A 24,271-nucleotide genomic window follows, 5' to 3' on the forward strand; every position below is an offset into this window, starting at 1 on the left:
TGCTTCGCCTTATTTTTGTTTTGCTTGGATTTCTTGAGAAAATGCTTGTAAGCCTTGCGCGTTGCCTGATTTCACCATTGCTTGCATTGCTTGAGTTGGTGTGTGAATGAGTTTATTCGTGAGTTTATAGCTTAATTCTTGCAAAATTTGCTCCGCACTTTCTCCTTGCTGTAACGCACTCAACGCTTTTTCTAGCATTTCTTGGCGAGTTTGCTCCGCTTCTTCACGGTAGCGACGGATTAAATTAGAAAATTGATGCACCTTGAGCCATTCAAAAAAAGCGTGGTTTTCTTCATCAATAATTTGCTCAGCCTCGGCAGAAGCTTGTTCACGCTGGCTGAGATTGCGCTGAATGATATTTTGCAGATCATCCACCGTATAATGATAAACGCTTTCCACTTCCGCTGCGCTTTCCTCTACATCACGTGGCACGGCAATATCCACAATCAACATTGGATTATAACAACGCTTTTTCTGCGCTTGTTGTACCATTGCTTGGCTGATTAAGATCGTTGGGCTACCCGTTGAGCTAATCACAATATCGGCTTGATCTAATCCTACTTGAAGTTCATCTAACGCTAACACACGGATTTTCTGCGTGGACTCAAGTTTTTCCACCAGTTTTTCGGCACGAGCAAGGGTACGGTTGGCAATGGTTAGGCTTTTCACACCGTGACGTAATAGATGACGGGCGACCAATTCAATGGTTTCCCCTGCCCCCACAAGCAAAATGTTAAGCTGACGTAGGCTATCAAAAATTTGACGGGCTAACGTGCAAGCGGTGTATGCCACAGACACGGCATTTTCACCGATACGCGTTTCCGTACGTACACGCTTTGCCGTTGAAAAGGTCTTCTGGAATAAACGCGAAAACTGGCCAGAAATCGCCCCCTGATGTTGTTGATAGTAGTCTTCACTCAGCTGATAAGCTTGTTTCACTTGACCTAAAATTTGTGGTTCACCCAACACAAGGGAGTCTAACCCGCACGCCACACGCATTAAATGTTGTGTAGCAAATTGGTTTTGTTTGACATAAAGGCAATGGCTAAGTTCTTCTTTATCGATCTGATGAATTTCGCTAAGCCAATCAATACATTGGCGTTGCCACTGTGCATCATTTTGTGGGGAAATGGCTTTGTTATGAAAATACACTTCTGTGCGGTTACAGGTGGATAAAATCACCGCACTGTCTGCTAAGGCCGATTGCTCAATTTGTTGCAATGCCTGCTGACGTTTTTCATCAGAAAAGGCGACTTTCTCACGCAATGCGATAGAAGCGGTTTTATGGTTTATGCCTAAAACAAGAATTGTCATAAATTAATTGAAATTTGACCGCACTTGCGGTCAAGCCCCCACAAAATAAAAAAGAAAAATAAAAACTTGCCCATTCTAAGCAATTATTTGCCGTTGAGCAAATAGGATCACGCTTTCATAGCAAAAAGGAAAACCTTTGTTTAATTTAATCCTGATCTTTTAATTTTCGCCATTGGGTAAATTGAGTCAAATTTTCCGCTTGCAAGAAAGGATTAATCTGTTTTTCTCGTGCTAATGTGGTTGGTAAGGTTGGCTGATGCTGTTCACGCAAGGCAGACATTTTCAGCGCATAATCCGTCAAAAATACCGATTTTGGCAACACTTTCTGGGCAAAATGTAAATTGCTCAACGTATATTCGTGCGCTGGGCAAACTATGGTGCTATCAGGAAGTGCTTTGAGGCGTTGGAGAGAATCAAACATTTGCGCATAATCGCCAGTAAATACCCGTCCGCAGCCACCAGAAAATAACGTATCGCCACAGAATAAATGCCCGTCCAGCAAAAAACTCACGTGATTTTCCGTATGTCCCGCAGAAGGCAAAACTTGGATTTGATAATGCGCGGTGTGAATTTCTCCTTCATTAATAATTTGTGTAGCTCCTAACTGTGCGGTTTCTGTTGGGCCAAACACAGGCACATTCGGATAATGCTGTTTAAACTCGGCTAAACCACCCACGTGATCACTATGTTTATGGGTAAGTAACACCGCTTCTACCTCAAGCTGATGTTGCCGTAAATAAGCAAGCAAAGGCGCACTTTCTGCGATGTCGATCACAATTACAGGCAAATTCTCTCGTGCATACAGCCAAATATAGTTATCATTAAGTGCAGGAATGGGAACTAACATATTGATCCTTATTAAAAATGAACTGGAATATCCCTTGTAACACAACACATCCGTGCCAAATACCACTGAGCTGGCAACAAGTGCCACAAGGTGCGCGTTATTGTAGCCTAATTCAGCAATATTTAACAAAGCACTTTGCACAAATTACGGGGGATTATTGCCTGAAATTAGGGGCGTTAAGTGCGGAAGTGGCTTATTATCCTTGTGATCAACACATTATCGTGGGCGAAAAAATTCCGCAAAATTTGACCGCACTTTCGCAATGCCCGCATATTGAGTTAGTCCAAGCTCGCCCCACCGCCTTGCCTTTTGTTGAAGGGTATTTTTCTGCCTGTTTGTTCGCGCACGGTTTGCATTTTACTGCCAATCCGCACCAAGTATTACGCGAAATTACTCGCACACTAAATCAAGAAGGGATCTTATTCCTTTCATTATTTAATCCATTCAGTGTCTTTTCGCTTAAGCAATTTTTTCCTTTTAGGAAAAATACCGTATTTTTTAAACCTTATTTCGTTACTCGAATTGTGGATTGGCTGAGCCTACTTAATTTTGAGTTACTCGATCAGCAATGTTTGTCCTTACAAGGTCAATCCCGTTATTTTGGTGATATTATGATGATCGTGGCACAGAAACGGACTTTGCCAATGACCTTGAATGCGCAAAGATCCCCCTTTTCCCCAACATTAACCCCTACCAACGCCTTTCAACAAGCAACGAAAACAGAAACGATCATTAAGACCAACTCATTGAAATAATGAGCAGTTCTTGATTGATGGCAAGATTTTTCCTTGCTGAATAAGGAAAACTTGCCTATTATGCACGGTTCAATCTTACTTGCTCTAATTGGAGAATACGAAATGACCGAACAAACTTTTATTCCCGGTAAAGATGCCGCTCTTGAAGATAGCATTGCAAAATTTCAACAAAAATTGACCGCACTTGGTTTTCATATTGAAGAAGCCTCGTGGCTCAATCCGGTGCCGAATGTTTGGTCTGTACATATTCGTGATAAAGATTGCCCACAATGCTTTACTAACGGTAAAGGCGCAAGTAAAAAAGCGGCGCTTGCCTCTGCCTTAGGTGAATATTTTGAGCGTCTTTCCACCAATTATTTCTTTGCCGATTATTACCTTGGGAAAGATCTTGCCAATGCCCCTTTTGTACATTATCCCAATGAAAAATGGTTCAACATTGAAGATGAAGATCGCCTTCCTGAAGGCATTCTTGATGACAATTTATTAGCTTATTATGATCCGAATGGCGAACTGACGCCCGATTTATTGATCGATCTGCAATCTGGCAATGGGGAACGCGGTATTGTGGCAATGCCTTATGTGCGTCAATCAGATAACCAAACGGTGTATATTCCACAAAGCATCATCGCAAATCTTTATGTTTCCAATGGAATGTCCGCAGGAAACAGTTTGTTTGAAGCTCGTGTACAAGGACTATCAGAAGTGTTTGAGCGCTATGTAAAAAACAAAATTATTGCAGAGGCCATTAGCTTACCCCGCATTCCGCAAGCGGTAATGAATCGCTACCCTGCGGTGCAAGAAGCCATTGCGACACTTGAGCAAGAAGGATTTCCAATTCTTGCTTATGATGCCTCCTTAGGCGGAGCGTTCCCTGTAATTTGTGTGGTACTGCTCAATCCCCAAAATGGGACTTGCTTTGCCTCTTTTGGCGCACACCCTAATTTTGGCGTGGCATTAGAACGCACAGTGACCGAATTATTACAGGGGCGTAGTTTGAAAGATCTTGATGTATTCACGCCCCCTTCTTTCAATAATGATGATGTTGCAGAACACGCCAATTTGGAAACCCATTTTATTGATTCAAGTGGTTTAATTTCTTGGGATTTATTCAAGCAAGAAAGTGATTATCCTTTTGTGGACTGGGATTTTTCTGGCACAACAGAACAAGAATATCAAAATCTGATGACAATTTTCCAAGCGCGCAAGCAAGAAGTCTATATTATGGATTATCATCATTTAGGTGTGTACGCTTGTCGGATTATCGTACCGGGAATGTCGGATATTTATCCAGCAGACGATTTAATTTACGCCAATAACAATATGGGAATGGATTGGCGTGAGATCTTGCTTGATCTCCCTCATTTCCACCACGATCAAGATACTTATCAAGAATTACTTGATGAATTAGATGAACAAGGCATTGATGATGCTACCCGTGTGCGTGAATTTATCGGTATTGTGCCACCGCCAAAATCTGGTTGGGCAACCTTGCGTATTGGTGAACTCAAAGCAATGCTCTATCTTGCCACTCAAGATCGAGAAAATGCCTTAGATTGGGCAAGCTGGACACTAAATATGAACCAATCGGTATTTACCCCTGAGCGAGCAAATTATTACCGCTGTTTAATAAACAGTCTTGAATTATTCCTTGATGAACAGCGCGATCCTGCTCAGTATCGTACCGTATTTGAGAAAATGTATGGTAAAAGTGCGGTAGAATTTGCTTGGAATGCGATTCAAGGCGGTAATCCATTCTATGATCTCTTAGCGGACGATGAACATTTACAACAATTCCACGCCCACCAAAAATTACTTAATGCCTATCATAAATTGCAAAAAGCCAAAATAGCCTATTGGCAAAATGCGGTTTAAGATAACATAGCACAACATAAGGCGTGCGATTGCCGCCTTATTTCGTCAATGTATTTTTTTGTGATCTGCGCCAAAGAAATAAATTGAAATTAAGGTTATGATACAAAAGGTTCTTTTCTTACCATAAGGAGTTTTTTATGCAAAATTGGACACCTGAAATGTGGCAACCTGCCCTAATTGGTTTAGTTGTAGGTTTTGTCCTCGCTTATCTATTATTACGTTTCACTAAGGATTCCGTGAAGAAACAAGTGAAAACGGAAACTGAATTACAAAAAGTAAAATCAGAATTAGCTCAACAAAAACAGTATTTAGAAAAACATTTTTCTGAAAGTGCAGATTTATTGAAAACCCTTGCGCAAGATTATCAAAAACTGTATCAACATTTAGCCACCTCTTCCGTGCAACTCTTGCCTCAATTAGAAGGCAAACCACTCTTTAAAAACCAGCTTGAACAGAAAAAAACAGAAGAAACTGCAACGAAAGGAGAATCAGAAAATCATACAGAAGAAAATGCCCCAAGAGATTATTCTGAAGGGTCTTCTGGCATCTTAAAAGCAGAAAAATAGCCTTTAAGATTTTCTAACCCTTTGAAAAACGGTGAGTTTTAAAATAATTCACCGTTTTTATTGTGCGTTCATATAAAACCCATTAAACGAATCAAGTTTTTGATGTAAAATACGAGTTATTCTCAATTAAAAAGATGTAAGGACATTTCTATGGCATACACCACTTTCTCACAAACTAAAAATGATCAGCTCAAGGAGCCGATGTTCTTCGGGCAAAACGTCAATGTTGCCCGTTACGACCAACAAAAATATGAAACCTTTGAAAAACTAATTGAAAAACAACTTTCATTCTTCTGGCGTCCAGAAGAGGTAGATGTGTCGCAAGATCGAATTGACTATGCCGCATTACCTGAACACGAAAAACATATTTTTATCAGTAACTTAAAATACCAAACTCTGTTGGATTCCATTCAAGGACGTAGCCCAAATGTGGCGCTGTTACCGCTGGTTTCCATTCCTGAACTAGAAACTTGGATCGAAACTTGGACATTCTCTGAAACCATTCATAGCCGTTCATATACCCATATTATTCGTAATATCGTTAATGATCCGTCTATTGTTTTTGATGATATTGTTACCAATGAAGAAATCATCAAACGCGCAAAAGATATTTCTGCCTATTACGATGATTTAATCCGCGATAGCCAGCTTTACGGTCTTTATGGTGAAGGCACTTACACCGCAGATGGCAAAGAATGCGTGGTTAGCTTGCGTAATTTGAAAAAACAACTTTACCTTTGCCTAATGAGCGTAAATGCCTTAGAAGCGATTCGTTTCTATGTCTCTTTCGCCTGTTCTTTCGCCTTTGCGGAACGCAAACTGATGGAAGGAAATGCCAAAATCATTAAATTTATCGCACGTGATGAGGCCTTACATTTAACAGGCACACAGCACATTCTAAACATTATGGCAGCTGGACAAGATGATCCTGAAATGGCTGAAATCGCTGAGGAATGTAAACAAGAGGCTTATGAATTATTCCTCGCCGCCGCCGAACAAGAAAAAGAATGGGCTGATTATTTATTTAAAGACGGCTCAATGATCGGCTTAAATAAAGATATTTTAGTGCAATATGTGGAATATATTACCAATATTCGTATGCAAGCCGTTGGCTTACCCTTACCTTTTGAGGCGCGCTCCAATCCAATCCCTTGGATCAATGCGTGGTTGGTATCTGACAATGTACAAGTTGCTCCACAAGAAGTGGAAGTAAGCTCTTATCTCGTGGGTCAAATTGATGCTAAGGTTGATACCAGTGATTTTGGTGATTTTGATTTATAAGGATTTTGCAAAAATCTAGGGCTAATCTAGGGTATGTCGCTATTTGCATAATCTGGCTAAACATAGACAAAATCCCCCACAAAACAAGACAAATTATACAGAGAATAGCTAGAATATTCTCAAACCAATTTAAAGAAGTTTTGTAAGATTTGGGGATTTTGGCCTATTAAACCGTTAGCAACACACCCTAATATAGCCTTTTCTTATGACCTCATTTTAGTGAGTAAATTTTTAGAAATCGGCACTAATCCCAATTCAAATCCAAAAGGTTTGAATACTTGATTAATGGTTTCAACGCTGTAATTTCCTTTATCATTTTCTATATTAGAAAGGGTTTGTCGTGAAACCTTCACCATCTTCATATATTGTTGTTGATTCACCCCAAGCATTTCTATGCGTAATTTACGCAACGCTTGCCCTTGTGTCATTTCACCTAATAACAATGCCTTGATAATTTCATTTTTAACATTAAGTCTTTTGGCAAATAAATCAGCAAAAAAACACCGCTCTTTATAACTCTAGCTCTAAATCACTTTCTACTTGGCAGCAGCAAAGTAATACTTCATCTTCATTCACAAAAGCAAGTGGCGGTTCATTATAATGGACGTTACCCTTTTTTATTTTTGTACGACAAGCCCCGCAATAACCAGAACGGCATTGATATTCAGGATAAATACCATTAATTTCTAGCTTTTGTAAGAGTGGTATTTCATTATGATGTTCAAGAATGATTTTTTGTTTTAATAGGGTAATTTTCATTTCTTATCAAAGAAGAATATTAGAATCATATTTCAAAATCAGCGTGGGCTTTACTGGATGGTATTTTTAACCATTTTTATCGCCATTTAGATAATGACATTAGGATAAAATAAAGTGCGGCATCTTTTTCAAAAATTTAGAAAATTCTCACCGCACTTTTAAATCAACGAGGATCAAAGTTCATTCAGACTCAGCACATCTGTCATATCAAACAAGCCCTGTTCTTTACCTGCAAGCCATTTTGCGGCGCGCACTGCCCCATTAGCAAAAGTCATTCGGCTTGAGGCTTTGTGAGAAATTTCTACACGTTCACCAATATCTGCAAACCACACACTATGTTCACCGACAACATCACTGGCACGAATTGTAGAAAAGCCGATTTCATCACGTTTACGCTCACCCGTAATCCCTTCACGGCAAAATACCCCGTGAGTTTTGAGATCACGCCCCAAGGTTTTCGCAATATGTTCCCCCATTGATAACGCTGTGCCTGATGGTGCGTCCACTTTGTGGCGGTGGTGGGCTTCAATAATTTCAATATCACAATAATCGCCCATCACTTTGGCGGCTTTTTCAAGTAATTTAAACACTAAATTAACCCCGACACTATAATTAGAGGCAAAGACAATCGCAATTTGCTCCGCGGCTTTGTTAATAGCCTGTTTCCCTGCATCGTCAAATCCTGTCGTTCCAATCACCATTTTTTTCTGATGAGCAAGGCAAAACGCAAGATGCTCTAAGGTTCCTTCTGGGCGTGTAAAGTCAATCATCACATCAAAATGATCTTTTTCTGCATTTAAATCATCAGATACTTTCACGCCAAGTTGTCCAATTCCCGCCAATTCACCCGCATCAGTTCCGACTAATGATGAACCTTTGCGTTCAAACGCTGCACCTAATTCTACGCCTTCTGCGTTATGTACGGCCTGAATTAATTGGCGTCCCATACGGCCACCAGCCCCTACCACGGCAATTTTTAATGTCATTTTCTACTCCTGTTACGAGGTGATTTCAATAATGGTGGTTAAGCCCGAATAAATCAGTTCACCACCGAAAAAGAGGAAAACAATTCCCGCAAAATTGTCAATATAGCGATTGTAGCGATTATAAAAATCACGAACGATTTTACGCGAAAAGAAAAATGCAATTAAGATAAAATAAAGCACACTTTCCAAGGCTAATAGGAGAATAATCAACATAATTTCTGTATTATTTGATATGCTTGCCATAAAGCCTGACATCACACTACTAAAAAAAACGATCACTTTAGCATTGCTCAGATTGATCAATAATCCTTTCATAATTTCACGTGAAATAGGGTGATGTATTTCTTGATGTGGTTTTAGCGTGGCTAGCTGTGCATTTTTCGTTACTTGCAACATCTTGATACCACAATAAGCTAAATAACCTCCCCCTAAACACATAATAATATACTGTACGAGGTAATTGGTTCGATTAATTATAGCTAGCCCAAAAATAACTAAAGTCGCCCAAAATAAAATACCGAATCCAATACCTATTGCGCCTGCAATCGCATTACGCTGACTTTCACTGGCCGCTTTGCGACTTACATAAAAGAAATCTGGCCCCGGGCTAAGTAAACCAACAAGATTAACGAATAATACGGTCCACATTAAATAAGGCTCCCCATAACAACAGATAAACAAAGATGTATTGCGATAATGCTATAACTTGCTGCCAGTACATCATCAATCATAATGCCAAAGCCGCTTTGCAACTTACGATCAAAATAGCGGATCGGATAAGGTTTTAAAATATCGAAAACACGAAATACGGCAAAACCTATTGTACACCATAGCACATTGATTTCTGGTAACACAGCAAGCACCATAAAAATACCAACAAATTCGTCCCATACTATCGCACCGTGATCGTGTACGCCCATATCATCAGCAGTTTTCTGGCAAATAACGCAACCTGCAATAAAACAGAGTGCGGTGAAAAAAAGAAAGATTTTTAACGGCATTACCTGCAAAAGTGCCGCACCGATTAATGTGGCGGCTAAACTTCCCCAAGTTCCGGGGGCGGGACGAAGCAAACCTGAACCAAACCCAACGGCAAGCAAGTGAATTGGGTTCGTTAATCGCAGAGAATGACGTGGATCTTGTTGAATTTTTTGCATAATCTTTTATTTAAAATGATCGAAACCTAAGCTCTGTGGGATTGCCACTTCTACGCCATGGCGTAGAAGTTGAATGGATTTTTTGTTAGCCGGACGCAAAGCGCGTAATTGTCCAATGCAAGTGTAATTCACGCCAATATGACTTAAGTGTTGATCTAATTTTGCACGCAAATCATCTGGCACAGTAAAACAGAGTTCATAATCTTCCCCCCCAGTTAAGGCAAATCGCTCCGCTTTAGTTAAACCAAACGTATTAATTAATGCTTTGGACAAAGGAAGTTTATCTACATTGATCACCGCACTACATTGACTACGCGCTAAAATATGCCCAAGATCAGCGATCAAACCATCAGAAATATCAATGGCTGAACTCGCAAGCGATGATACCGCCAATTCTAACCCAAGTAACACTCTTGGTGTGGGACGAAGATGACGCTTAATTAAATAATCCTGTTCAGAATTAGACAAATTTTGCACCGCACTTTGATTTCTCACCGCATTAGGCGAATTGAGTAATAATGATAACCCACCAGCACTATCACCAAGTGTACCTGATACATAAATCCAATCACCCACATTGGCACTATGGCGACATAATGCTTTCCCTTTGGGAATAATCCCTTGTGCGGTAATGCTAATCACGTGTAAAGCCCCTTTGGTGGTATCACCACCGATCAGATCAACATTATAATGATCAAGGATTTCAAAGAAACTTTGGCTAAATGCCTGTAACCACGAATGATTAATATGAGGGAGTGTTAATGCAAGAGAAAACCAAGCTGGTTCAGCGCCCATTGCCGCCAAATCACTCAAATTTGTTGCGACAGCTTTATAGGCAAGATCAGCGGGAGAGATAGAGGGCAGAAAATGGGTATTTTCTACCATCGTATCCGTTGTAATGGCAATACGTTGATTTTGCCGATGTTCAGTAATGGCGCAATCATCGCCAATAGCCAGAATGACATCTTTACGAGAAGGGCGCTTAGAGGCTGTAAAATAACGCTTAATTAAGTCAAATTCACCTTCACTCATTACAACCCTTCCATGAAATAATTATTTACGTGATAACGCTGGGGCGACTTTATCCAATACCCCATTCACATAGCGGTGGCTGTCATCTGCACCAAAAACTTTTGCTACTTCAATCGCCTCATTAATCACCACTTTATAAGGCACATCTCGTTCAAATTTCAGCTCATACACGGCTAAACGCAAAATCGCACGCTCAATGGGATCTAATTCCTCAAGGCTACGATCCAAATAAGCCGTCATTGCGGCTTCCACCGTATCAATATTTTCGGCTGTTTGGCGTAATAATTTGCGGAAATAAGGCATATCCACGCCTTGCATATCCTGTTCGGTAACAAAAGCTAATTCCACTTCATCAATAGGATTTTGTGAAATATCCCAAGAATATAATGCTTGTACAGCACATTCTCTTGCGCGACGACGTTGGCTTGGTTTCTTTACTTTATCATTCATCACAAATTCAGCCATTATGCGTTATCAATTTGAGCCAATAGATTCACCATCTCTAAAGCAACTAAAGCCGCTTCTGCACCTTTATTACCCGCTTTAGTGCCTGCACGTTCAATGGCTTGTTCAATATTTTCCGTTGTTAAAACACCAAACGCCACAGGGATCTCTGCCTGCATAGCCACTTGTCCTAGCCCACTGCTCGCTTCACCTGCAACATATTCAAAATGCGCTGTACCACCACGAATCACAGTACCTAATGCAACAATCGCATCATATTTTTTGCTTTCTGCTAAGCGACGAGCAACTAAAGGTAATTCATAAGCACCGGGAGCGCGCACTAAAGTGATATTGTCATCTTTGACTTGACCAATACGTTTTAACGCATCTAATGCGCCTTCTAATAAACTTTCGTTAATAAAACTGTTAAAACGTGCAATTACCACCGCAACTTTCGCATTTGGTGCGGCAATCGTGCCTTCTAATACTTTCATAATCTATCCTATTGTTTAATGTTATGGGAAATAGGCGCGGATTTTATCATAAAAAATGGGATGCGGGGGTTTTGTTATGCGATATTTTGAGTTTTTAACTTCTTTAAGCACACAAACTTTATACCTAAATTTATATTCTTTTATACATAACTAAAAAGATTTCTTATCAATTCCGTTATATGTTTTAACTATTACTTTGCATAAGTTTTACCCCACTAATTGTCTCTTAATTCATTAAAAAATAAGGAAAACAATTAATTCTAAAGCGCTCTATTTAGTAATCTAGTATAGCTTCATCCCCCTCAAATCCCCACATAGCTACTTGTATAAATGCCTTACATTTCTCACTAAGTCATCTTTATTTTTATAGCCTAACACAATGATTAATCTAATACAGACCCGAAATATCAATGCGAAAGAAACAACGCTGCTGCACCTCTTACGCCACCTGAATCGCCGTATTTGGCTTTTTTAATAGTAGGAATTTTGGCACTACGCAGTAGGTGTTTAGGTAGGGCTTTAGGTAGCGCTTCGTAGAGATAATCAAAGTTGGATAAACCACCGCCGAGTACAATTAAATGCGGATCAAGAGCAGTGATGATATTGCCGATAGAAATGGCAGCGAGTTCCACGAACATTTCTACAAATGCTACCGCTCGTTGATCCTTCGCATAAAAACGTTGGATAATTTCTTTGGCGGATAGGCTTTCTCCTTTTAGATCACGGTAGAGCATCTCAAAGCCTCGCCCTGAAAGATAGGTATCTAAGCAAGCGCGGTTGCCACAGCCACACTCATAAATCGGGGCGTTATCCCAGCCAAGCAATTTTAAGGCGTGATAATTGAGTTGCATATGACCAAGTTCACCCGCCATACCAATTTGCCCTGAGTAAATTTTGCCGTCAACGACTAATCCACCGCCAAAGCCCGTGCCTAAGATTAACCCTAACACACTTGGGTAATGCTGATTTTCTTCCGCCCACGCTTCTGACAAGGCAAAACAATTGGCATCATTTTCTGCCCGTACTTCACGCTCTAAACGCTGGCTCAAATCACGTAAAATGGGCTTATTATCTGCCACGCGAATATTGGTGATTTCCGCTAAACCTGTTTCGTGATTTACAAAACCCGGTAAGCCTAGCCCAACCGTGCCTTTTTCACCAAATTTTTCATCGGCTTTTTTCACTAAATTAACAAGGGTATCAAGCCATTGCTCATAGCTTTCTTTTGGCGTATCTACCCGTTCGGAGTAGTGTTTTTGCAATTTTTCATCGAATACGGCAAGTTCAATTTTTGTGCCACCAATATCAAATCCGTATAACATTTTTTACCTCAATAAAACAATTAAAAATCTGACCGCACTTTATTATTGCAAAGTGCGGTTGAAAATCGGTTTATTTTTGATCCAATCAAATAATCCGCAATGAAATACCCACGCTAGCAACACGGAAGCCAATAAATCAATGGGATAATGCATTCCTAAACGTAAACGGCTTATCAGCATTAATACTGCCCAAATGGTAATGCCAGTAGTGAGCCATTTCATTCCTTTATTATTCCGCCCTAGCAACTGCCCGAAGCCAACAGCAAGCATTAGCCAAGTGGCAGCAAAAATGCTATGCCCTGATGGGAAGGAATACCCCGTTTCTTTACTGCGATGATGAACAAGATGAGGATTAATTTGAGGTTTATCTGCGTAATAATCCAATACGATTTGCGCTCGTACATTACGTGGCTGATCATAAAAATATTCTGGGCTGACGCTTGATTTTTCGGCTAATTGCACAATAAAAGGACGAGGCTCAGCAAAAACCGTTTTTAACGCAGATTTCACCCCTTGCGTAACTGCAACAGAAAGTGCCATTACGCTAATTACTGCAAGGGCTTGCTTTTTGTCTTTGATACAGAAAAAATATGCCAACGCAAACAAAGCACAGGTAATGATTGCGTAAGGTATGCTACCTGTTTCGGTTAAAAAATAGAGAAATGTATCAAAAGCGGTGTTATGTTCATCCCCTTGCCAGTGCCAGTTTGTTAGCCACGCAAAAAAAGGCACAAGGCAAAGCAATAAGGTATATAATGAAAGACGTTTTAACATTTTAATGACTCATAATAATAAAAACGTCATTTTAACATTATTCAATAAAAAAAGAATGAAGGATTTTGCTATGACAAAAATTCAACGGGTTACTGAAGCGAATTTACCCACCGAGTTTGGTTTATTCCGCATTGTGGGCTTTGAGTTTCCTGATACAAAAAAAGAACACGTTGCCTTAGTGATGGGCGATATTAGCAATCAAGATGAGCCTGTTTTGGCTCGTATTCACTCTGAATGTTTAACGGGCGATGCCCTACACAGCCTGAAATGTGATTGTGGCTTTCAGCTTGCCACTGCATTGCGTCAAATTAGTGAAGCGGGGCGTGGCGTGCTTATTTATCACCGTGAAGAAGGGCGAGGCATTGGCTTAATTAATAAAATTCGCGCTTATTCTTTACAAGATCAAGGAATGGATACCATTGAAGCGAATCTTGCCTTAGGATTTGCCGCAGACGAGCGTAACTTTGAAGTTTGTGCGGATATTTTTGATCTGCTTGGCGTAAAACAAGTCCGCCTGCTCACCAATAATCCAAATAAAATTGATACGATGAAAAAAGCGGGAATCAACGTGGTAGAACGTGTACCGCTTAATGTGGGGGAAAATCGTTACAATACAGAATATCTTGACACTAAAGCCAAAAAAATGGGGCATTTTATTATTCACAACCACGAAAAGCACTTAATGACCTGCCCACATTGTCAGGAAGAAGTACCACGTAAGGAATAAAATAATGCATCATCTACAAGAACAACAGATTAAACAGCAAGCCTTACAATTTGCGATTGATAATAATCGGCTTGAAGGGCTATACCTTCCCCCAGAAATACTCCATTATTTTCAAAAATGGGTAATTGGTGAAATCACTATTGCAGAATTAAAAGTGAAAACGAATGAAGTATCGTAGCACTGATCCTATGCTAAATAAAAATGGCGTACTCATTAATAAGCTAAAAATCGAAACGCAAGAGGAACTAGATAAAAAAGAAGCTCAAATTACAGCGATTCAAACTGCGATATTATTGATTACACCTATGCAAGGGCAATTTGATATTGCTCACCTAAAAGCCATTCATAAACATTTGTTTAATGAAATCTATTCTTGGGCAGGTGAAATTAGAAATATTGATATTTGCAAAGGCGATACAATGTTTGCAACAAGTTCAAGAATTGTTCCAGAGTTAGAAAAATTGTTTAATCAGCTAAAAAACGAACAATTTTTAAAAAGTACAGCTTCTGAAAAAATCCCAGCAAGATTGGCTTATTATTTAGGGGAAATAAATGCGATACACCCGTTCCGTGAGGGCAATGGTCGAACACAACGATTATTCATTCATCAATTAGCTAAAACCCTAGGCTTTTACTTAAATTTTGAACAAGTAAGTGAAGATGAAATGATTCAAGCGTCTATTTTATCGCATAAATGCGATTACAGTGCTTTAGAAAAAATTATTAAGCAGGGATTAACCCCCATTCCCAAATAATAAAAAAAGATTTTAGCAAGTCGTCTAACCAGCTAACTGCAAAAAACACTACTTTTTTTGCAAAAAACGCATAAAATATTGGGTATATTTGCACGCTAAGTAAAATATTGCTAAAGTGCTTACTAATTTTGCCGAAAAACTAGGAATAACAAATGAGCCAAGAATACTTAGATTTTGAACTCCCGATTGCTGAACTTGAAGCGAAAATTGAATCGTTACGCGCAGTCGCGGGACAAGACAGTGAAATCAATCTTGATGATGAAATTGCTCGCTTACAGAAAAAAAGCGAAGAATTAACCAAAAAAACATTTGCGAATTTAGATGCGTGGCAAGTTTCCCGTATGGCACGCCACCCGAATCGCCCTTATACATTAGACTATATTGAACATATTTTCACTGAATTTGAAGAATTAGCAGGTGATCGCGCCTTTGCTGATGATAAAGCGATTGTAGGTGGTTTAGCTCGTCTAGACGGTAAACCGGTTATGGTGATAGGTCATCAGAAAGGTCGTAGTGTAAAAGATAAAGTAAAACGTAATTTTGGTATGCCTGCCCCTGAAGGTTATCGCAAAGCCTTACGTTTAATGGAAATGGCAGAGCGTTTTAAACTCCCTATTATCACGTTTATTGATACACCGGGTGCATACCCCGGCGTAGGTGCAGAAGAACGTGGGCAATCGGAAGCGATTGCTCGCAACTTGCGTGAAATGTCTATGCTAAAAGTGCCAATTATTTGTACTGTCATTGGTGAAGGTGGTTCAGGCGGTGCGTTAGCCATTGGTGTGGGGGATAAAGTAAATATGTTGCAATACAGTACTTATTCCGTGATCTCCCCTGAAGGCTGTGCTTCTATCCTATGGAAAAGTGCCGAAAAAGCCTCTACTGCCGCAGAAGTAATGGGCTTAACTGCGGATCGTCTGCAAAAATTATCACTGATTGATAATATTATCCCTGAACCATTGGGCGGAGCGCATCGCAATTATGAGCAAATGGCACAAAATCTGAAACAACGTTTACTTGATGATTTAGCCGACTTAGAAATTCTTGATTCCGACACCTTGCTAGAGCGTCGTTACCAACGCTTAATGAGTTACGGTTATTGCTAAAATAAAAAATGTGCGGTTTTTTAACCGCACTTTTACTTTCACGCATTTTTAGAAATGCACAATAAGGATAGCAAAATGAAACACCTTCTTTCTATTCAATCTCACGTTGTTTATGGCTATGCTGGCAATAAATCTGCCACCTTCCCGATGCAGTTACTCGGTATTGATGTATGGGCGTTAAACACCGTTCAATTTTCTAATCATACACAATATGGTCAATGGACTGGAATGGTAATGCCACAAGAACAAATTGGTGAAATCGTGCAAGGCATTGATAATATTGGTGAATTACACAAATGCGATGCGGTGATTTCAGGTTATATCGGTGCGGCTGAGCAAGTGGAAGAAATCATTAATGCCGTACAAAAAGTGAAAGCACGCAATCCAAATGCGATTTATTTATGCGATCCCGTGATGGGACATCCTGACAAAGGCTGTATCGTGGCAGATGGGGTGAAAGAAAATCTTATCAATCTGGCTATGGCACAAGCGGATATTATCACCCCAAATTTAGTCGAATTGCGTGAGTTGAGTGGTTTGCCTGTAGAAAATTTTACCCAAGCCATTAATGCAGTAAACCTGATTTTAACGAAAGGGCCAAAAAAAGTCTTGGTAAAACATTTAAGTAAGGTAGGACAAGATCCAAGCCAATTTGAAATGTTATTCGCGAATGAACAAGGTATTTGGCATATTAGTCGCCCACTTCACCAATTCAAAAAAGAGCCTGTTGGTGTTGGTGATTTAACTGCGGGACTATTTATGGCGAATTTACTCAACGGCAAAAGCGATGTGGAAGCCTTTGAGCATACGGCGAATGCCGTCAATGATGTAATGACCGTTACACAACAGCAGGATAATTATGAGCTGCAAATTGTGGCGGCACGTGAACAAATTGTTCGCCCAGTAAGCCAATTTAAAGCGGTTAAACTGGCGTAATACGCCTCTCTGCTATGACGCTAATTGAGCAAGTTCAACAGCAATTACAACGCCAGCCTAACACGCATTTTCTTATTGCGTTAAGCGGTGGGCTGGATTCCACCGTATTGCTTGCTCTGTTAGCAAAATTACGCGAAAACCAACCGCACTTAGCGTTGCGCGCGATCCATATTCATCACGGATTAAGCCCTAATGCCGATGATTGGGTTCGCCACTGCCAGCAGCTTTGCCAACAATTTTCCATTCCACTGATCATCAAAAAAGTGCAACTTGTTCAAGGAATGGGCATTGAAGCGGCTGCCCGCCAAGCGCGCTATCAGGCTATTGCGCGTCATATTAAAACACAAGAAATATTACTCACCGCACATCATCAACAAGATCAAACGGAAACCTTTTTTCTTGCCTTAAAACGTGGCAGTGGCGTAAGTGGTTTATCTGCAATGAAAGCACAAAGTGCGGTATTTAATCTGCGTATTTTTCGCCCTCTACTCGACTTTTCACGCCAACAACTTTGGCAATATGCCATAGAAAATCAGTTATCTTGGATTGAAGATGAAAGCAATCAAGATAACCAGTACGAACGCAATTTCTTACGCAATGAAATCTTACCGAAGCTGCGTGAACGCTGGGCAAATTTCGATCAAGCGGTGCAACGCAGTGCCACTCATTGTGCGCAGCAGCAGCAACTTTTAACAGAATTATTACAGCCTGAACTAGAAAAATATGCCAATAAAATGCACCGCACTTTTGATTTGACGGATTTCTCGCAATGGTCTGTATTGAAACAAAACGCCCTGCTCCGCTTATGGTTGGAAACCTTACAACAGCCTATGCCTTCCACCAAGCAGTTAGAACAACTGATTCAAGATGTGATTCTGGCTCAACCGGATCGTAATCCACAATTTCAACTGGGAGATAAAATGCTCCGCCGTTATCAACAGTGTCTGTATTTAACGGAAATCTTTGCCGATCTGCGCCAAATTCACATTCCTGTGATCTTAAACCAGCCCCTTGCACTGCCCGATCAGTTGGGAACAATTTGTTTTAGCCAAACAGAATCAGCCATTCAAGTTCAGTGGCAAAATCAAATTTATTCCCTCCCACTGACAAATTTACCGATCTCCATTCGTTTTGCTTATTCGGGCAAAGTTCACAATGCACAAGGCATTCATCAGGACATAAAAAAATTATGGCAAGCGCATAATGTACCTGTTTGGCAACGCCAACGTACCCCACTCATTTTCTATGGAGAGAATTTTCAAAGTGCGGTAGGATTCTTTCAAAATTTTGTGCCTGCAAGCACATAAAACTTGTACAAGTTTACCCGACACATTTTCCCGCATAAAGATAAGGTTTGACACAACCCCACCTTATTTCTATTATGCCTGTTATTTATTAAACGCTAAGCTGTAACAAAATGAAACAACATCCTTCTTTTTCTCTTATTTCACAAGCCCTTAAAGATCGCATTCTTATTTTAGATGGTGCGATGGGAACAATGATTCAACAATATAAACTCACCGAAGCAGATTTTCGTGGTGAACGTTTTAAAGATAGCCCGATCGATTTACGCGGAAATAATGATTTACTTACCCTTACCCAACCTTTGGTGATTCAAGCTATTCACGAAAAATATCTTGCCGCAGGTGCAGATATTATTGAAACCAACACCTTTTCCGCCACCACCATTGCACAAGCGGATTATGCCCTTGAAAGTATCGCTTATGAGCTAAATTTTGCCGGCGCGAAATTGGCTCGTTTAGCGGCGGATAAATATAGCACGCCAGAAAAGCCCCGTTTTGTCGCTGGCGTGCTTGGGCCAACTAACCGCACGGCGTCTATTTCACCGAATGTCAATGATCCGGCTTACCGCAATATCACCTTTATGCAATTAGTGGATGCCTATGCAGAAGCAACCAAAGGCTTAATTGAAGGGGGCGCGGATTTGATTATGATCGAAACGATTTTCGACACCCTCAATGCCAAAGCCGCCGCCTTTGCGATTGATCAAGTGTTTGAAGAACTTGAGATCAAATTACCTATTATGATTTCTGGCACGATTACCGATGCCTCAGGACGTACGCTCTCAGGGCAAACCACCGAAGCATTTTATAACTCGCTTCGCCACGTAAAACCGCTTTCTTTCGGCTTAAACTGTGCATTAGGCCCAAAAGAATTGCGTCAATATGTGGAAGTGATGTCTAAAATCAGTGAAACCTATGTGTCTGTTCACCCTAATGCAGGGTTGCCAAATGCCTTTGGCGGTTATGACTTAGGTGCAGAAGAAATGGCTAGCTATATTCAGGAATGGGCAAAAAATGGTTGGCTTAATATTGTCGGAGGCTGTTGTGGAACAACGCCAGAACATATCCAAGCCATTGCCGATGTTGTCAAAAATGTGCCACCAAGAGCATTGCCTGATTTACCGGTGGCAATGCGTTTATCTGGCTTAGAGCCGCTAAACATTGATGAAAACAGCCTCTTTGTAAACGTAGGCGAACGCAATAATGTGACGGGTTCTGCAAAATTTAAAAAATTAATTAAAGAAGAACGCTATGCTGAAGCCATTGAGATTGCCATTGACCAAGTGGAAAATGGCGCTCAAGTGATCGATGTCAATATGGATGAAGCATTACTCGACAGTGAAAAATGTATGGTGCAATTCCTTAATATTATGGCGACTGAACCTGATGCTGCCAAAGTGCCAGTGATGATCGATTCGTCCAAATGGGAAGTCATTGAAGCCGGTTTGCAATCTATTCAAGGCAAGGGGATTGTCAATTCCATTTCCCTTAAAGAAGGTAAAGAGAAATTTGTCGCACAAGCCAAACTGATTCGTCGTTATGGCGCTGCTGCGGTGGTGATGGCGTTTGATGAAGTCGGACAAGCAGACACAGAAGAACGTAAAGTGGAAATCTGTACCCGTGCTTACCATATTTTGGTCGATGAAGTGGGCTTTCCTCCTGAAGATATTATTTTTGACCCAAATATCTTCGCAATCGGCACAGGGATTGAAGAACACAACAACTATGGCGTCGATTTTATTAACGCCACAGGGCGAATTAAACGCGCACTTCCCCACGCAAAAATTTCTGGTGGCGTATCCAATGTTTCCTTCTCGTTCCGTGGTAACAATCCAATGCGTGAAGCTATTCACGCGGTTTTCCTTTACCACGCGATCAAACAAGGTATGGATATGGGGATCGTCAATGCGGGTCAATTGGCAATTTATGATGATCTTGATCCCGAATTGCGTGAAATTGTAGAAGATGCCGTACTCAATCGCCGTGCTGATGCCACCGATCGCCTACTAGATATTGCCGACAAATACAAAGGGGTCGCCAGTGAAAATAACGATAATGGTGTGGCTGAATGGCGTACTTGGCCTGTGGAAGAACGCCTAAAACACGCCTTAGTAAAAGGGATCACCAGCCATATTATTGAAGACACGGAAGAAGCGCGTTTGCAATTTAGCTCCCCATTGGAAGTGATCGAAGGCCCATTAATGGCAGGAATGGACGTGGTGGGGGATCTATTCGGAGACGGCAAAATGTTCCTACCACAAGTGGTAAAATCCGCACGCGTGATGAAACAATCCGTCGCTTATTTAGAACCTTTTATTAACGCGACCAAACAGCAAGGTGTCTCAAGCGGAAAAGTCGTCATCGCTACGGTAAAAGGGGACGTTCACGACATCGGCAAAAACATTGTGAGTGTCGTATTGCAATGTAATAATTTTGAAGTGATCGATCTCGGCGTAATGGTGCCGGCGGATAAAATCATTGAAACAGCAATCAACGAAAACGCCGATATTATTGGATTGAGTGGGTTAATCACACCGTCTTTAGATGAAATGGAATACTTCTTAGGCGAAATGAACCGCCTAGGCTTGAGCTTACCGGTGATTATCGGTGGTGCAACCACCTCCAAAGAACATACTGCAATCAAACTCTATCCAAAATACAAGCACGAAGTGATCTACACCACCAACGCGTCCCGCGCAGTAACGGTTTGTGCTGCCTTGATGAACCCAGAAAGCAAAGCGGAACTTTGGCAACGTACCAAACAAGAATACGGAAAAATTCAGCACAGTTTTGCCAACCGTAAACCATTACGCCAACAGCTCCCAATTGAACAGGCACGCGCTAACGCGTTCCCTGCGTTTTCTGGCGAATGGGCGGATTATCAAATACCACAACCAAAACAAACTGGCATTATCGAATACAAAAATGTGCCAATTTCAACCTTACGTCAATTTATTGACTGGTCGCCATTTTTCCGTTTATGGGGATTAATGGGTGGCTATCCTGATGCCTTTGATTATCCTGAAGGCGGCGAGGAAGCACGCAAAGTCTATAATGATGCCCAACAAATGCTCGATGAATTTGAACAAAATGGCAAGCTCAAGCCAAGTGGTATTATGGGGATTTTCCCTGCTTATCGTAAAGGCGATGATATTGAAATTTATCAACATTCTGACCGCACTTCTGTTGCAGGTATTGCACACCATTTACGACAACAAAGTGAACGCGGAAAAAATAGCAAAAGCCCCTATAATTTTGCTTTAAGTGATTTTATCGCCGATCGCGAAAGTGGACAGCAAGATTGGCTCGGAATGTTCGCCGTCTGTGCTGGTATTGAAGAACACGACTTAGTGGATAGCTTCAAAGCCGCAGGTGATGATTACAATGCGATTTTACTACAAGCAATAGGTGATCGTTTAGCTGAAGCAATGGCAGAATACTTACACTTTGAGCTTCGCACTAAGGTATGGGGCTATTCCAATGAAACCTTCAATAATGAAAATCTCATTGCAGAAAATTATATCGGCATTCGCCCCGCCCCGGGTTATCCAAGTTGCCCAGAACATACAGAAAAACAATTGATTTGGGATCTCCTTGAAGTGGAACAACGCATTGGAATGAAGCTCACTGAAAGCTACGCAATGTGGCCTGCTGCCAGTGTTTGTGGTTGGTACTTCACTCACCCAGCCAGCAACTATTTCACCCTAGGTCGCATTGATGAAGATCAAGCGCTAGACTACGCCAAACGCAAAGGCTGGAACGAAAAAGAAATGCACAAATGGCTTGGGGTTTCGATGAAGTAATAAAGGTTTTATTTTTCACATAGCCTTTGACAGCATAGAATAATAAGCTATAATTTATATTATAACTTATAGCTTATAAAAGGTAGGTAAATGACTAAACCACAGCACTGGAACGTTATATTAACGGATAATTTTGTTGCTTGGTTGAAACAGCAAAACAATGCTATTCAAGAAGATGTTACCGCTGCACTTTTACTTTTAAAAACGGTTGGCCCCGAACTTTCTCGTCCTTATGCCGATACACTGAAAGGTTCGCAATACCCAAATATGAAAGAGCTACGCATTCAACATCAAGGCAAGCCCTTAAGAGCACTTTTTGCTTTTGATCCCTTGCGTCAAGCTATTATTTTATGTGCAGGTGATAAAAGCAACGATAAACAGTTCTATAAGAGAATGATCAAACAAGCTGACGCTGAATTTAGCGCTTATTTAAGAACACTGGAGAAGTGAAATGAAAACTTTAGAACAACTTTTAGATGAGTTTTCTCCTGAAGCTCGCCAAAGAATTGAGCAAAAAGCAGAAGAATTAATGCTTGAATCAGGATTATCTAGCATTCGTCAAGAAATGGAAATCTCTCAAAAACAGCTGGCCGATGCCCTTGGTATTTCACAACCTGCTGTTGCACAAATCGAACAGCGAGGCAATGAATTACGCCTTTCTACGCTTAAACGCTATGTAGAGACAATGGGCGGAAAACTCAGCCTTGCTATTGATATGCCTATGGGAGAAACTCGGATTTTTAAAATTTAATTTTTTATAACAAAAATGCGGTGAAAAATCACCGCACTTTTTCTATTTATTAACAAACGTTTCTAATTCTTCTAAATGCTTATTAGCTATCTTGATAAAGGGTTTTAATAACTCAAAAATCTCTTCTGCTAATCGACCAGTGATAACTTTCTTCCAAATTTTTCCGTCCCAATTTCTTAAGTTTCCATTGCAATATTGCCATTGTATCCACCATTTAGCTTGTTCAAATCCTTCTAATTTAAACATTTCTTCTAGTCTTTGGTAATTTTCCTGTGAGATATTATCTTTATTAGCCCAAAATCCATAATATACATTATGGTATTTTTTATTATCATTTGCGATACCTATACTCCAAGAATACTTTTTATCTTCTTTATCAAGGAAAATACCTTCTTTATGTATATTATAAAAATGCCAGTTATATTTAATCATTCTCGGATATTCTTCTTTAAGCTTATTCTGAAGTTGCTGAACCAAGCTATCTTCTAATTTTTTATAAATATTATCTGATAAATCCAATAACGTTGTTGCTGCTTCAATCCAATTAGCTTTTTTAACTAACTCATCTAATAATTGATCATTTTCTTTATTTTCTTTCTTTTCATTCATAATATCTTCTTTTAAAAATTGTATAAAACTCTGACAAAAAGCCCAGATATTTGGAGCGACTATTGGCGTTTGCTCTAGCCACTTAATCAGATCTTCTGCACCAATAACTTTTGCTTGATTATCTTGAATTAATTTATTCCATCTATCTGTATCAATAGATTGTTCACTAGGCGGTTTCTTAAAAGGGGATAAATAGATCAAACAACAAAAATTAGGGTTATAACTAGTAATATTTTCCCAATAATCTTCTAATTGGTTATTTTGATCGACTGCATATCTTAACTTATTTTCAATAGAAATAATCCATTGGCATTTATTATGTAAAAAACCTTTAATAAAAATATCATGTCGTCCTCGTTCTGAAGTTACTTTTTCACAAGTTACCGATACGTTGTTATAAGACAAATATTCTGGCAGGTTTAAATATTTTAATAAACTATTTAAAAATAAGTCTTGTTGTCCGTGATTTTGGCTAGGATCAAGTAAGAACGCAATGATTTCAGATAAACCATTTTCATTAGTTCTTATAAATTGAAAAGGGCTAAAACGGCTCGCATCATATAACTCTGTTTTAGCATTTTCACGCTGAAAAAAAGCGAGTGTTTCATAAATTTCATCTAAGGATTTAAGTGGTTCACTTGTCATTTTCTTTTCTCATTTTTGATTAAATATAAATA

The 24,271-nt window shown here is 40.1% G+C and carries 26 protein-coding genes; 13 read left to right on the forward strand and 13 right to left on the reverse strand.

The genetic code is table 11. The annotated features are described in order from the left end of the window. Positions 1-9: 9 nt before the first annotated feature. Both hemA and gloB read right to left on the reverse strand, forming a co-directional pair. Complete coding sequence (gene hemA, locus L4F92_RS06255; protein WP_250363075.1) at positions 10-1,314, reverse strand: glutamyl-tRNA reductase; 1,305 nt, start codon at positions 1,312-1,314, stop codon at positions 10-12. Between the two features lie 145 nt (positions 1,315-1,459). Beyond that, positions 1,460-2,161, reverse strand: coding sequence for a hydroxyacylglutathione hydrolase (gene gloB, locus L4F92_RS06260; protein ID WP_250363076.1), 702 nt, complete (start codon positions 2,159-2,161; stop codon positions 1,460-1,462). A 17-nt stretch (positions 2,162-2,178) separates the two neighbouring features. Here gloB and L4F92_RS06265 point away from each other — a divergent pair, with 17 nt between their 5' ends. From L4F92_RS06265 to nrdB, 4 genes are all read left to right on the forward strand, one after another. After that, positions 2,179-2,916, forward strand: coding sequence for a class I SAM-dependent methyltransferase (locus L4F92_RS06265; protein WP_250363077.1), 738 nt, complete (start codon positions 2,179-2,181; stop codon positions 2,914-2,916). A 102-nt stretch (positions 2,917-3,018) separates the two neighbouring features. After that, positions 3,019-4,788: a 30S ribosomal protein S12 methylthiotransferase accessory factor YcaO gene (gene ycaO / locus L4F92_RS06270; protein ID WP_250363078.1), complete on the forward strand. Its 1,770-nt coding sequence runs from the start codon at positions 3,019-3,021 to the stop codon at positions 4,786-4,788. A 137-nt stretch (positions 4,789-4,925) separates the two neighbouring features. Next, positions 4,926-5,354, forward strand: coding sequence for a YhcB family protein (locus L4F92_RS06275; RefSeq protein WP_250363079.1), 429 nt, complete (start codon positions 4,926-4,928; stop codon positions 5,352-5,354). Between the two features lie 150 nt (positions 5,355-5,504). Continuing rightward, positions 5,505-6,635 carry a class Ia ribonucleoside-diphosphate reductase subunit beta gene (gene nrdB, locus L4F92_RS06280; RefSeq protein ID WP_250363080.1) on the forward strand — a complete coding sequence of 377 codons (1,131 nt, stop codon included), beginning with the start codon at positions 5,505-5,507 and terminating at the stop codon, positions 6,633-6,635. A 203-nt stretch (positions 6,636-6,838) separates the two neighbouring features. Here nrdB and L4F92_RS06285 read toward each other — a convergent pair whose 3' ends face one another. The 10 genes from L4F92_RS06285 to L4F92_RS06330 form a co-directional block, all read right to left on the reverse strand. Beyond that, on the reverse strand, positions 6,839-7,063 hold the full coding sequence (locus L4F92_RS06285; RefSeq protein ID WP_250363081.1) for a helix-turn-helix domain-containing protein: 225 nt from the start codon (positions 7,061-7,063) through the stop codon (positions 6,839-6,841). 82 nt (positions 7,064-7,145) lie between these two features. Continuing rightward, a complete protein-coding gene (gene yfaE / locus L4F92_RS06290) occupies positions 7,146-7,394 on the reverse strand; it encodes a class I ribonucleotide reductase maintenance protein YfaE (protein ID WP_250363082.1) in 249 nt (82 codons plus the stop codon). Between the two features lie 173 nt (positions 7,395-7,567). Continuing rightward, the gene (dapB, locus tag L4F92_RS06295) at positions 7,568-8,380 is read right to left on the reverse strand and encodes a 4-hydroxy-tetrahydrodipicolinate reductase (protein ID WP_250363083.1); all 813 of its coding nucleotides are present in this window, start codon (positions 8,378-8,380) and stop codon (positions 7,568-7,570) included. A gap of 12 nt (positions 8,381-8,392) precedes the next feature. Next, the gene (locus L4F92_RS06300) at positions 8,393-9,028 is read right to left on the reverse strand and encodes a LysE family transporter (RefSeq protein ID WP_250363084.1); all 636 of its coding nucleotides are present in this window, start codon (positions 9,026-9,028) and stop codon (positions 8,393-8,395) included. After that, on the reverse strand, positions 9,028-9,537 hold the full coding sequence (locus tag L4F92_RS06305; protein WP_250363085.1) for a phosphatidylglycerophosphatase A family protein: 510 nt from the start codon (positions 9,535-9,537) through the stop codon (positions 9,028-9,030). The genes L4F92_RS06300 and L4F92_RS06305 overlap by 1 nt, the downstream gene beginning before the upstream one ends. A 6-nt stretch (positions 9,538-9,543) precedes the next feature. Next, entirely contained in the window at positions 9,544-10,569 is a 1,026-nt protein-coding gene (thiL, locus tag L4F92_RS06310; RefSeq protein ID WP_250363086.1) for a thiamine-phosphate kinase, read from the reverse strand. Positions 10,570-10,590: 21 nt separating this feature from the next. Continuing rightward, positions 10,591-11,019 (reverse strand): transcription antitermination factor NusB, encoded by a 429-nt coding sequence (gene nusB, locus L4F92_RS06315; protein ID WP_250351684.1) that lies wholly within the window; start codon positions 11,017-11,019, stop codon positions 10,591-10,593. Between the two features lie 14 nt (positions 11,020-11,033). After that, positions 11,034-11,507 (reverse strand): 6,7-dimethyl-8-ribityllumazine synthase, encoded by a 474-nt coding sequence (gene ribH, locus L4F92_RS06320; RefSeq protein ID WP_250350158.1) that lies wholly within the window; start codon positions 11,505-11,507, stop codon positions 11,034-11,036. Positions 11,508-11,914: 407 nt separating this feature from the next. Further along, positions 11,915-12,829: an N-acetylglucosamine kinase gene (gene nagK / locus L4F92_RS06325; RefSeq protein ID WP_250363087.1), complete on the reverse strand. Its 915-nt coding sequence runs from the start codon at positions 12,827-12,829 to the stop codon at positions 11,915-11,917. Between the two features lie 42 nt (positions 12,830-12,871). After that, entirely contained in the window at positions 12,872-13,603 is a 732-nt protein-coding gene (locus L4F92_RS06330; RefSeq protein ID WP_250363088.1) for a phosphatase PAP2 family protein, read from the reverse strand. A gap of 70 nt (positions 13,604-13,673) precedes the next feature. Between L4F92_RS06330 and ribA the strand changes: the two genes are divergently transcribed. From ribA to L4F92_RS06375, 9 genes are all read left to right on the forward strand, one after another. Further along, entirely contained in the window at positions 13,674-14,330 is a 657-nt protein-coding gene (gene ribA, locus L4F92_RS06335; protein ID WP_250350155.1) for a GTP cyclohydrolase II, read from the forward strand. A gap of 4 nt (positions 14,331-14,334) precedes the next feature. Then, positions 14,335-14,508, forward strand: a complete 174-nt coding sequence (locus L4F92_RS06340) for an antitoxin VbhA family protein (RefSeq protein WP_250350154.1) — start codon at positions 14,335-14,337, stop codon at positions 14,506-14,508. Then, a complete protein-coding gene (locus L4F92_RS06345) occupies positions 14,495-15,085 on the forward strand; it encodes a Fic/DOC family protein (RefSeq protein WP_250363089.1) in 591 nt (196 codons plus the stop codon). Before L4F92_RS06340 ends, L4F92_RS06345 begins: the two co-directional genes overlap by 14 nt. Before the next feature lie 152 nt (positions 15,086-15,237). Further along, on the forward strand, positions 15,238-16,191 hold the full coding sequence (accA, locus tag L4F92_RS06350) for an acetyl-CoA carboxylase carboxyl transferase subunit alpha (RefSeq protein WP_250363090.1): 954 nt from the start codon (positions 15,238-15,240) through the stop codon (positions 16,189-16,191). 75 nt (positions 16,192-16,266) lie between these two features. Then, positions 16,267-17,127, forward strand: coding sequence for a pyridoxal kinase PdxY (gene pdxY, locus L4F92_RS06355; protein WP_250363091.1), 861 nt, complete (start codon positions 16,267-16,269; stop codon positions 17,125-17,127). Positions 17,128-17,141: 14 nt separating this feature from the next. Then, a complete protein-coding gene (gene tilS / locus L4F92_RS06360) occupies positions 17,142-18,434 on the forward strand; it encodes a tRNA lysidine(34) synthetase TilS (RefSeq protein WP_250363092.1) in 1,293 nt (430 codons plus the stop codon). A gap of 110 nt (positions 18,435-18,544) precedes the next feature. Continuing rightward, on the forward strand, positions 18,545-22,234 hold the full coding sequence (metH, locus tag L4F92_RS06365) for a methionine synthase (RefSeq protein WP_250363093.1): 3,690 nt from the start codon (positions 18,545-18,547) through the stop codon (positions 22,232-22,234). A 90-nt stretch (positions 22,235-22,324) separates the two neighbouring features. Beyond that, on the forward strand, positions 22,325-22,684 hold the full coding sequence (locus L4F92_RS06370; RefSeq protein WP_250350148.1) for a type II toxin-antitoxin system RelE/ParE family toxin: 360 nt from the start codon (positions 22,325-22,327) through the stop codon (positions 22,682-22,684). A gap of 1 nt (position 22,685) precedes the next feature. Next, entirely contained in the window at positions 22,686-22,985 is a 300-nt protein-coding gene (locus L4F92_RS06375; RefSeq protein WP_250363094.1) for a helix-turn-helix domain-containing protein, read from the forward strand. Positions 22,986-23,027: 42 nt separating this feature from the next. Here the strand turns inward: L4F92_RS06375 and L4F92_RS06380 are convergent, their stop codons facing one another. Next, complete coding sequence (locus L4F92_RS06380) at positions 23,028-24,239, reverse strand: PD-(D/E)XK nuclease family protein (RefSeq protein ID WP_250363095.1); 1,212 nt, start codon at positions 24,237-24,239, stop codon at positions 23,028-23,030. Between the last annotated feature and the right edge of the window lie 32 nt (positions 24,240-24,271).

It is taken from the genome of Avibacterium sp. 21-595, from assembly GCF_023611905.1.
GTDB lineage: Bacteria > Pseudomonadota > Gammaproteobacteria > Enterobacterales > Pasteurellaceae > Avibacterium.

What these genes read in the sequence shown, in the direction of transcription:
- L4F92_RS06380 (WP_250363095.1), bottom strand. Translation starts at nt 24,239, where the DNA reads ATGACAAGTGAACCACTTAAATCCTTAGATGAAATTTATGAAACACTC.
- L4F92_RS06285 (WP_250363081.1), bottom strand. Translation starts at nt 7,063, where the DNA reads ATGACACAAGGGCAAGCGTTGCGTAAATTACGCATAGAAATGCTTGGG.
- metH (WP_250363093.1), top strand. Translation starts at nt 18,545, where the DNA reads ATGAAACAACATCCTTCTTTTTCTCTTATTTCACAAGCCCTTAAAGAT.
- nagK (WP_250363087.1), bottom strand. Translation starts at nt 12,829, where the DNA reads ATGTTATACGGATTTGATATTGGTGGCACAAAAATTGAACTTGCCGTA.
- nusB (WP_250351684.1), bottom strand. Translation starts at nt 11,019, where the DNA reads ATGAATGATAAAGTAAAGAAACCAAGCCAACGTCGTCGCGCAAGAGAA.
- tilS (WP_250363092.1), top strand. Translation starts at nt 17,142, where the DNA reads ATGACGCTAATTGAGCAAGTTCAACAGCAATTACAACGCCAGCCTAAC.
- yfaE (WP_250363082.1), bottom strand. Translation starts at nt 7,394, where the DNA reads ATGAAAATTACCCTATTAAAACAAAAAATCATTCTTGAACATCATAAT.
- L4F92_RS06265 (WP_250363077.1), top strand. Translation starts at nt 2,179, where the DNA reads ATGAACTGGAATATCCCTTGTAACACAACACATCCGTGCCAAATACCA.
- nrdB (WP_250363080.1), top strand. Translation starts at nt 5,505, where the DNA reads ATGGCATACACCACTTTCTCACAAACTAAAAATGATCAGCTCAAGGAG.
- L4F92_RS06345 (WP_250363089.1), top strand. Translation starts at nt 14,495, where the DNA reads ATGAAGTATCGTAGCACTGATCCTATGCTAAATAAAAATGGCGTACTC.
- L4F92_RS06375 (WP_250363094.1), top strand. Translation starts at nt 22,686, where the DNA reads ATGAAAACTTTAGAACAACTTTTAGATGAGTTTTCTCCTGAAGCTCGC.
- thiL (WP_250363086.1), bottom strand. Translation starts at nt 10,569, where the DNA reads ATGAGTGAAGGTGAATTTGACTTAATTAAGCGTTATTTTACAGCCTCT.
- hemA (WP_250363075.1), bottom strand. Translation starts at nt 1,314, where the DNA reads ATGACAATTCTTGTTTTAGGCATAAACCATAAAACCGCTTCTATCGCA.
- L4F92_RS06340 (WP_250350154.1), top strand. Translation starts at nt 14,335, where the DNA reads ATGCATCATCTACAAGAACAACAGATTAAACAGCAAGCCTTACAATTT.
- gloB (WP_250363076.1), bottom strand. Translation starts at nt 2,161, where the DNA reads ATGTTAGTTCCCATTCCTGCACTTAATGATAACTATATTTGGCTGTAT.
- dapB (WP_250363083.1), bottom strand. Translation starts at nt 8,380, where the DNA reads ATGACATTAAAAATTGCCGTGGTAGGGGCTGGTGGCCGTATGGGACGC.
- pdxY (WP_250363091.1), top strand. Translation starts at nt 16,267, where the DNA reads ATGAAACACCTTCTTTCTATTCAATCTCACGTTGTTTATGGCTATGCT.
- ribH (WP_250350158.1), bottom strand. Translation starts at nt 11,507, where the DNA reads ATGAAAGTATTAGAAGGCACGATTGCCGCACCAAATGCGAAAGTTGCG.
- L4F92_RS06330 (WP_250363088.1), bottom strand. Translation starts at nt 13,603, where the DNA reads ATGTTAAAACGTCTTTCATTATATACCTTATTGCTTTGCCTTGTGCCT.
- L4F92_RS06370 (WP_250350148.1), top strand. Translation starts at nt 22,325, where the DNA reads ATGACTAAACCACAGCACTGGAACGTTATATTAACGGATAATTTTGTT.
- ycaO (WP_250363078.1), top strand. Translation starts at nt 3,019, where the DNA reads ATGACCGAACAAACTTTTATTCCCGGTAAAGATGCCGCTCTTGAAGAT.
- L4F92_RS06305 (WP_250363085.1), bottom strand. Translation starts at nt 9,537, where the DNA reads ATGCAAAAAATTCAACAAGATCCACGTCATTCTCTGCGATTAACGAAC.
- L4F92_RS06275 (WP_250363079.1), top strand. Translation starts at nt 4,926, where the DNA reads ATGCAAAATTGGACACCTGAAATGTGGCAACCTGCCCTAATTGGTTTA.
- ribA (WP_250350155.1), top strand. Translation starts at nt 13,674, where the DNA reads ATGACAAAAATTCAACGGGTTACTGAAGCGAATTTACCCACCGAGTTT.
- accA (WP_250363090.1), top strand. Translation starts at nt 15,238, where the DNA reads ATGAGCCAAGAATACTTAGATTTTGAACTCCCGATTGCTGAACTTGAA.
- L4F92_RS06300 (WP_250363084.1), bottom strand. Translation starts at nt 9,028, where the DNA reads ATGTGGACCGTATTATTCGTTAATCTTGTTGGTTTACTTAGCCCGGGG.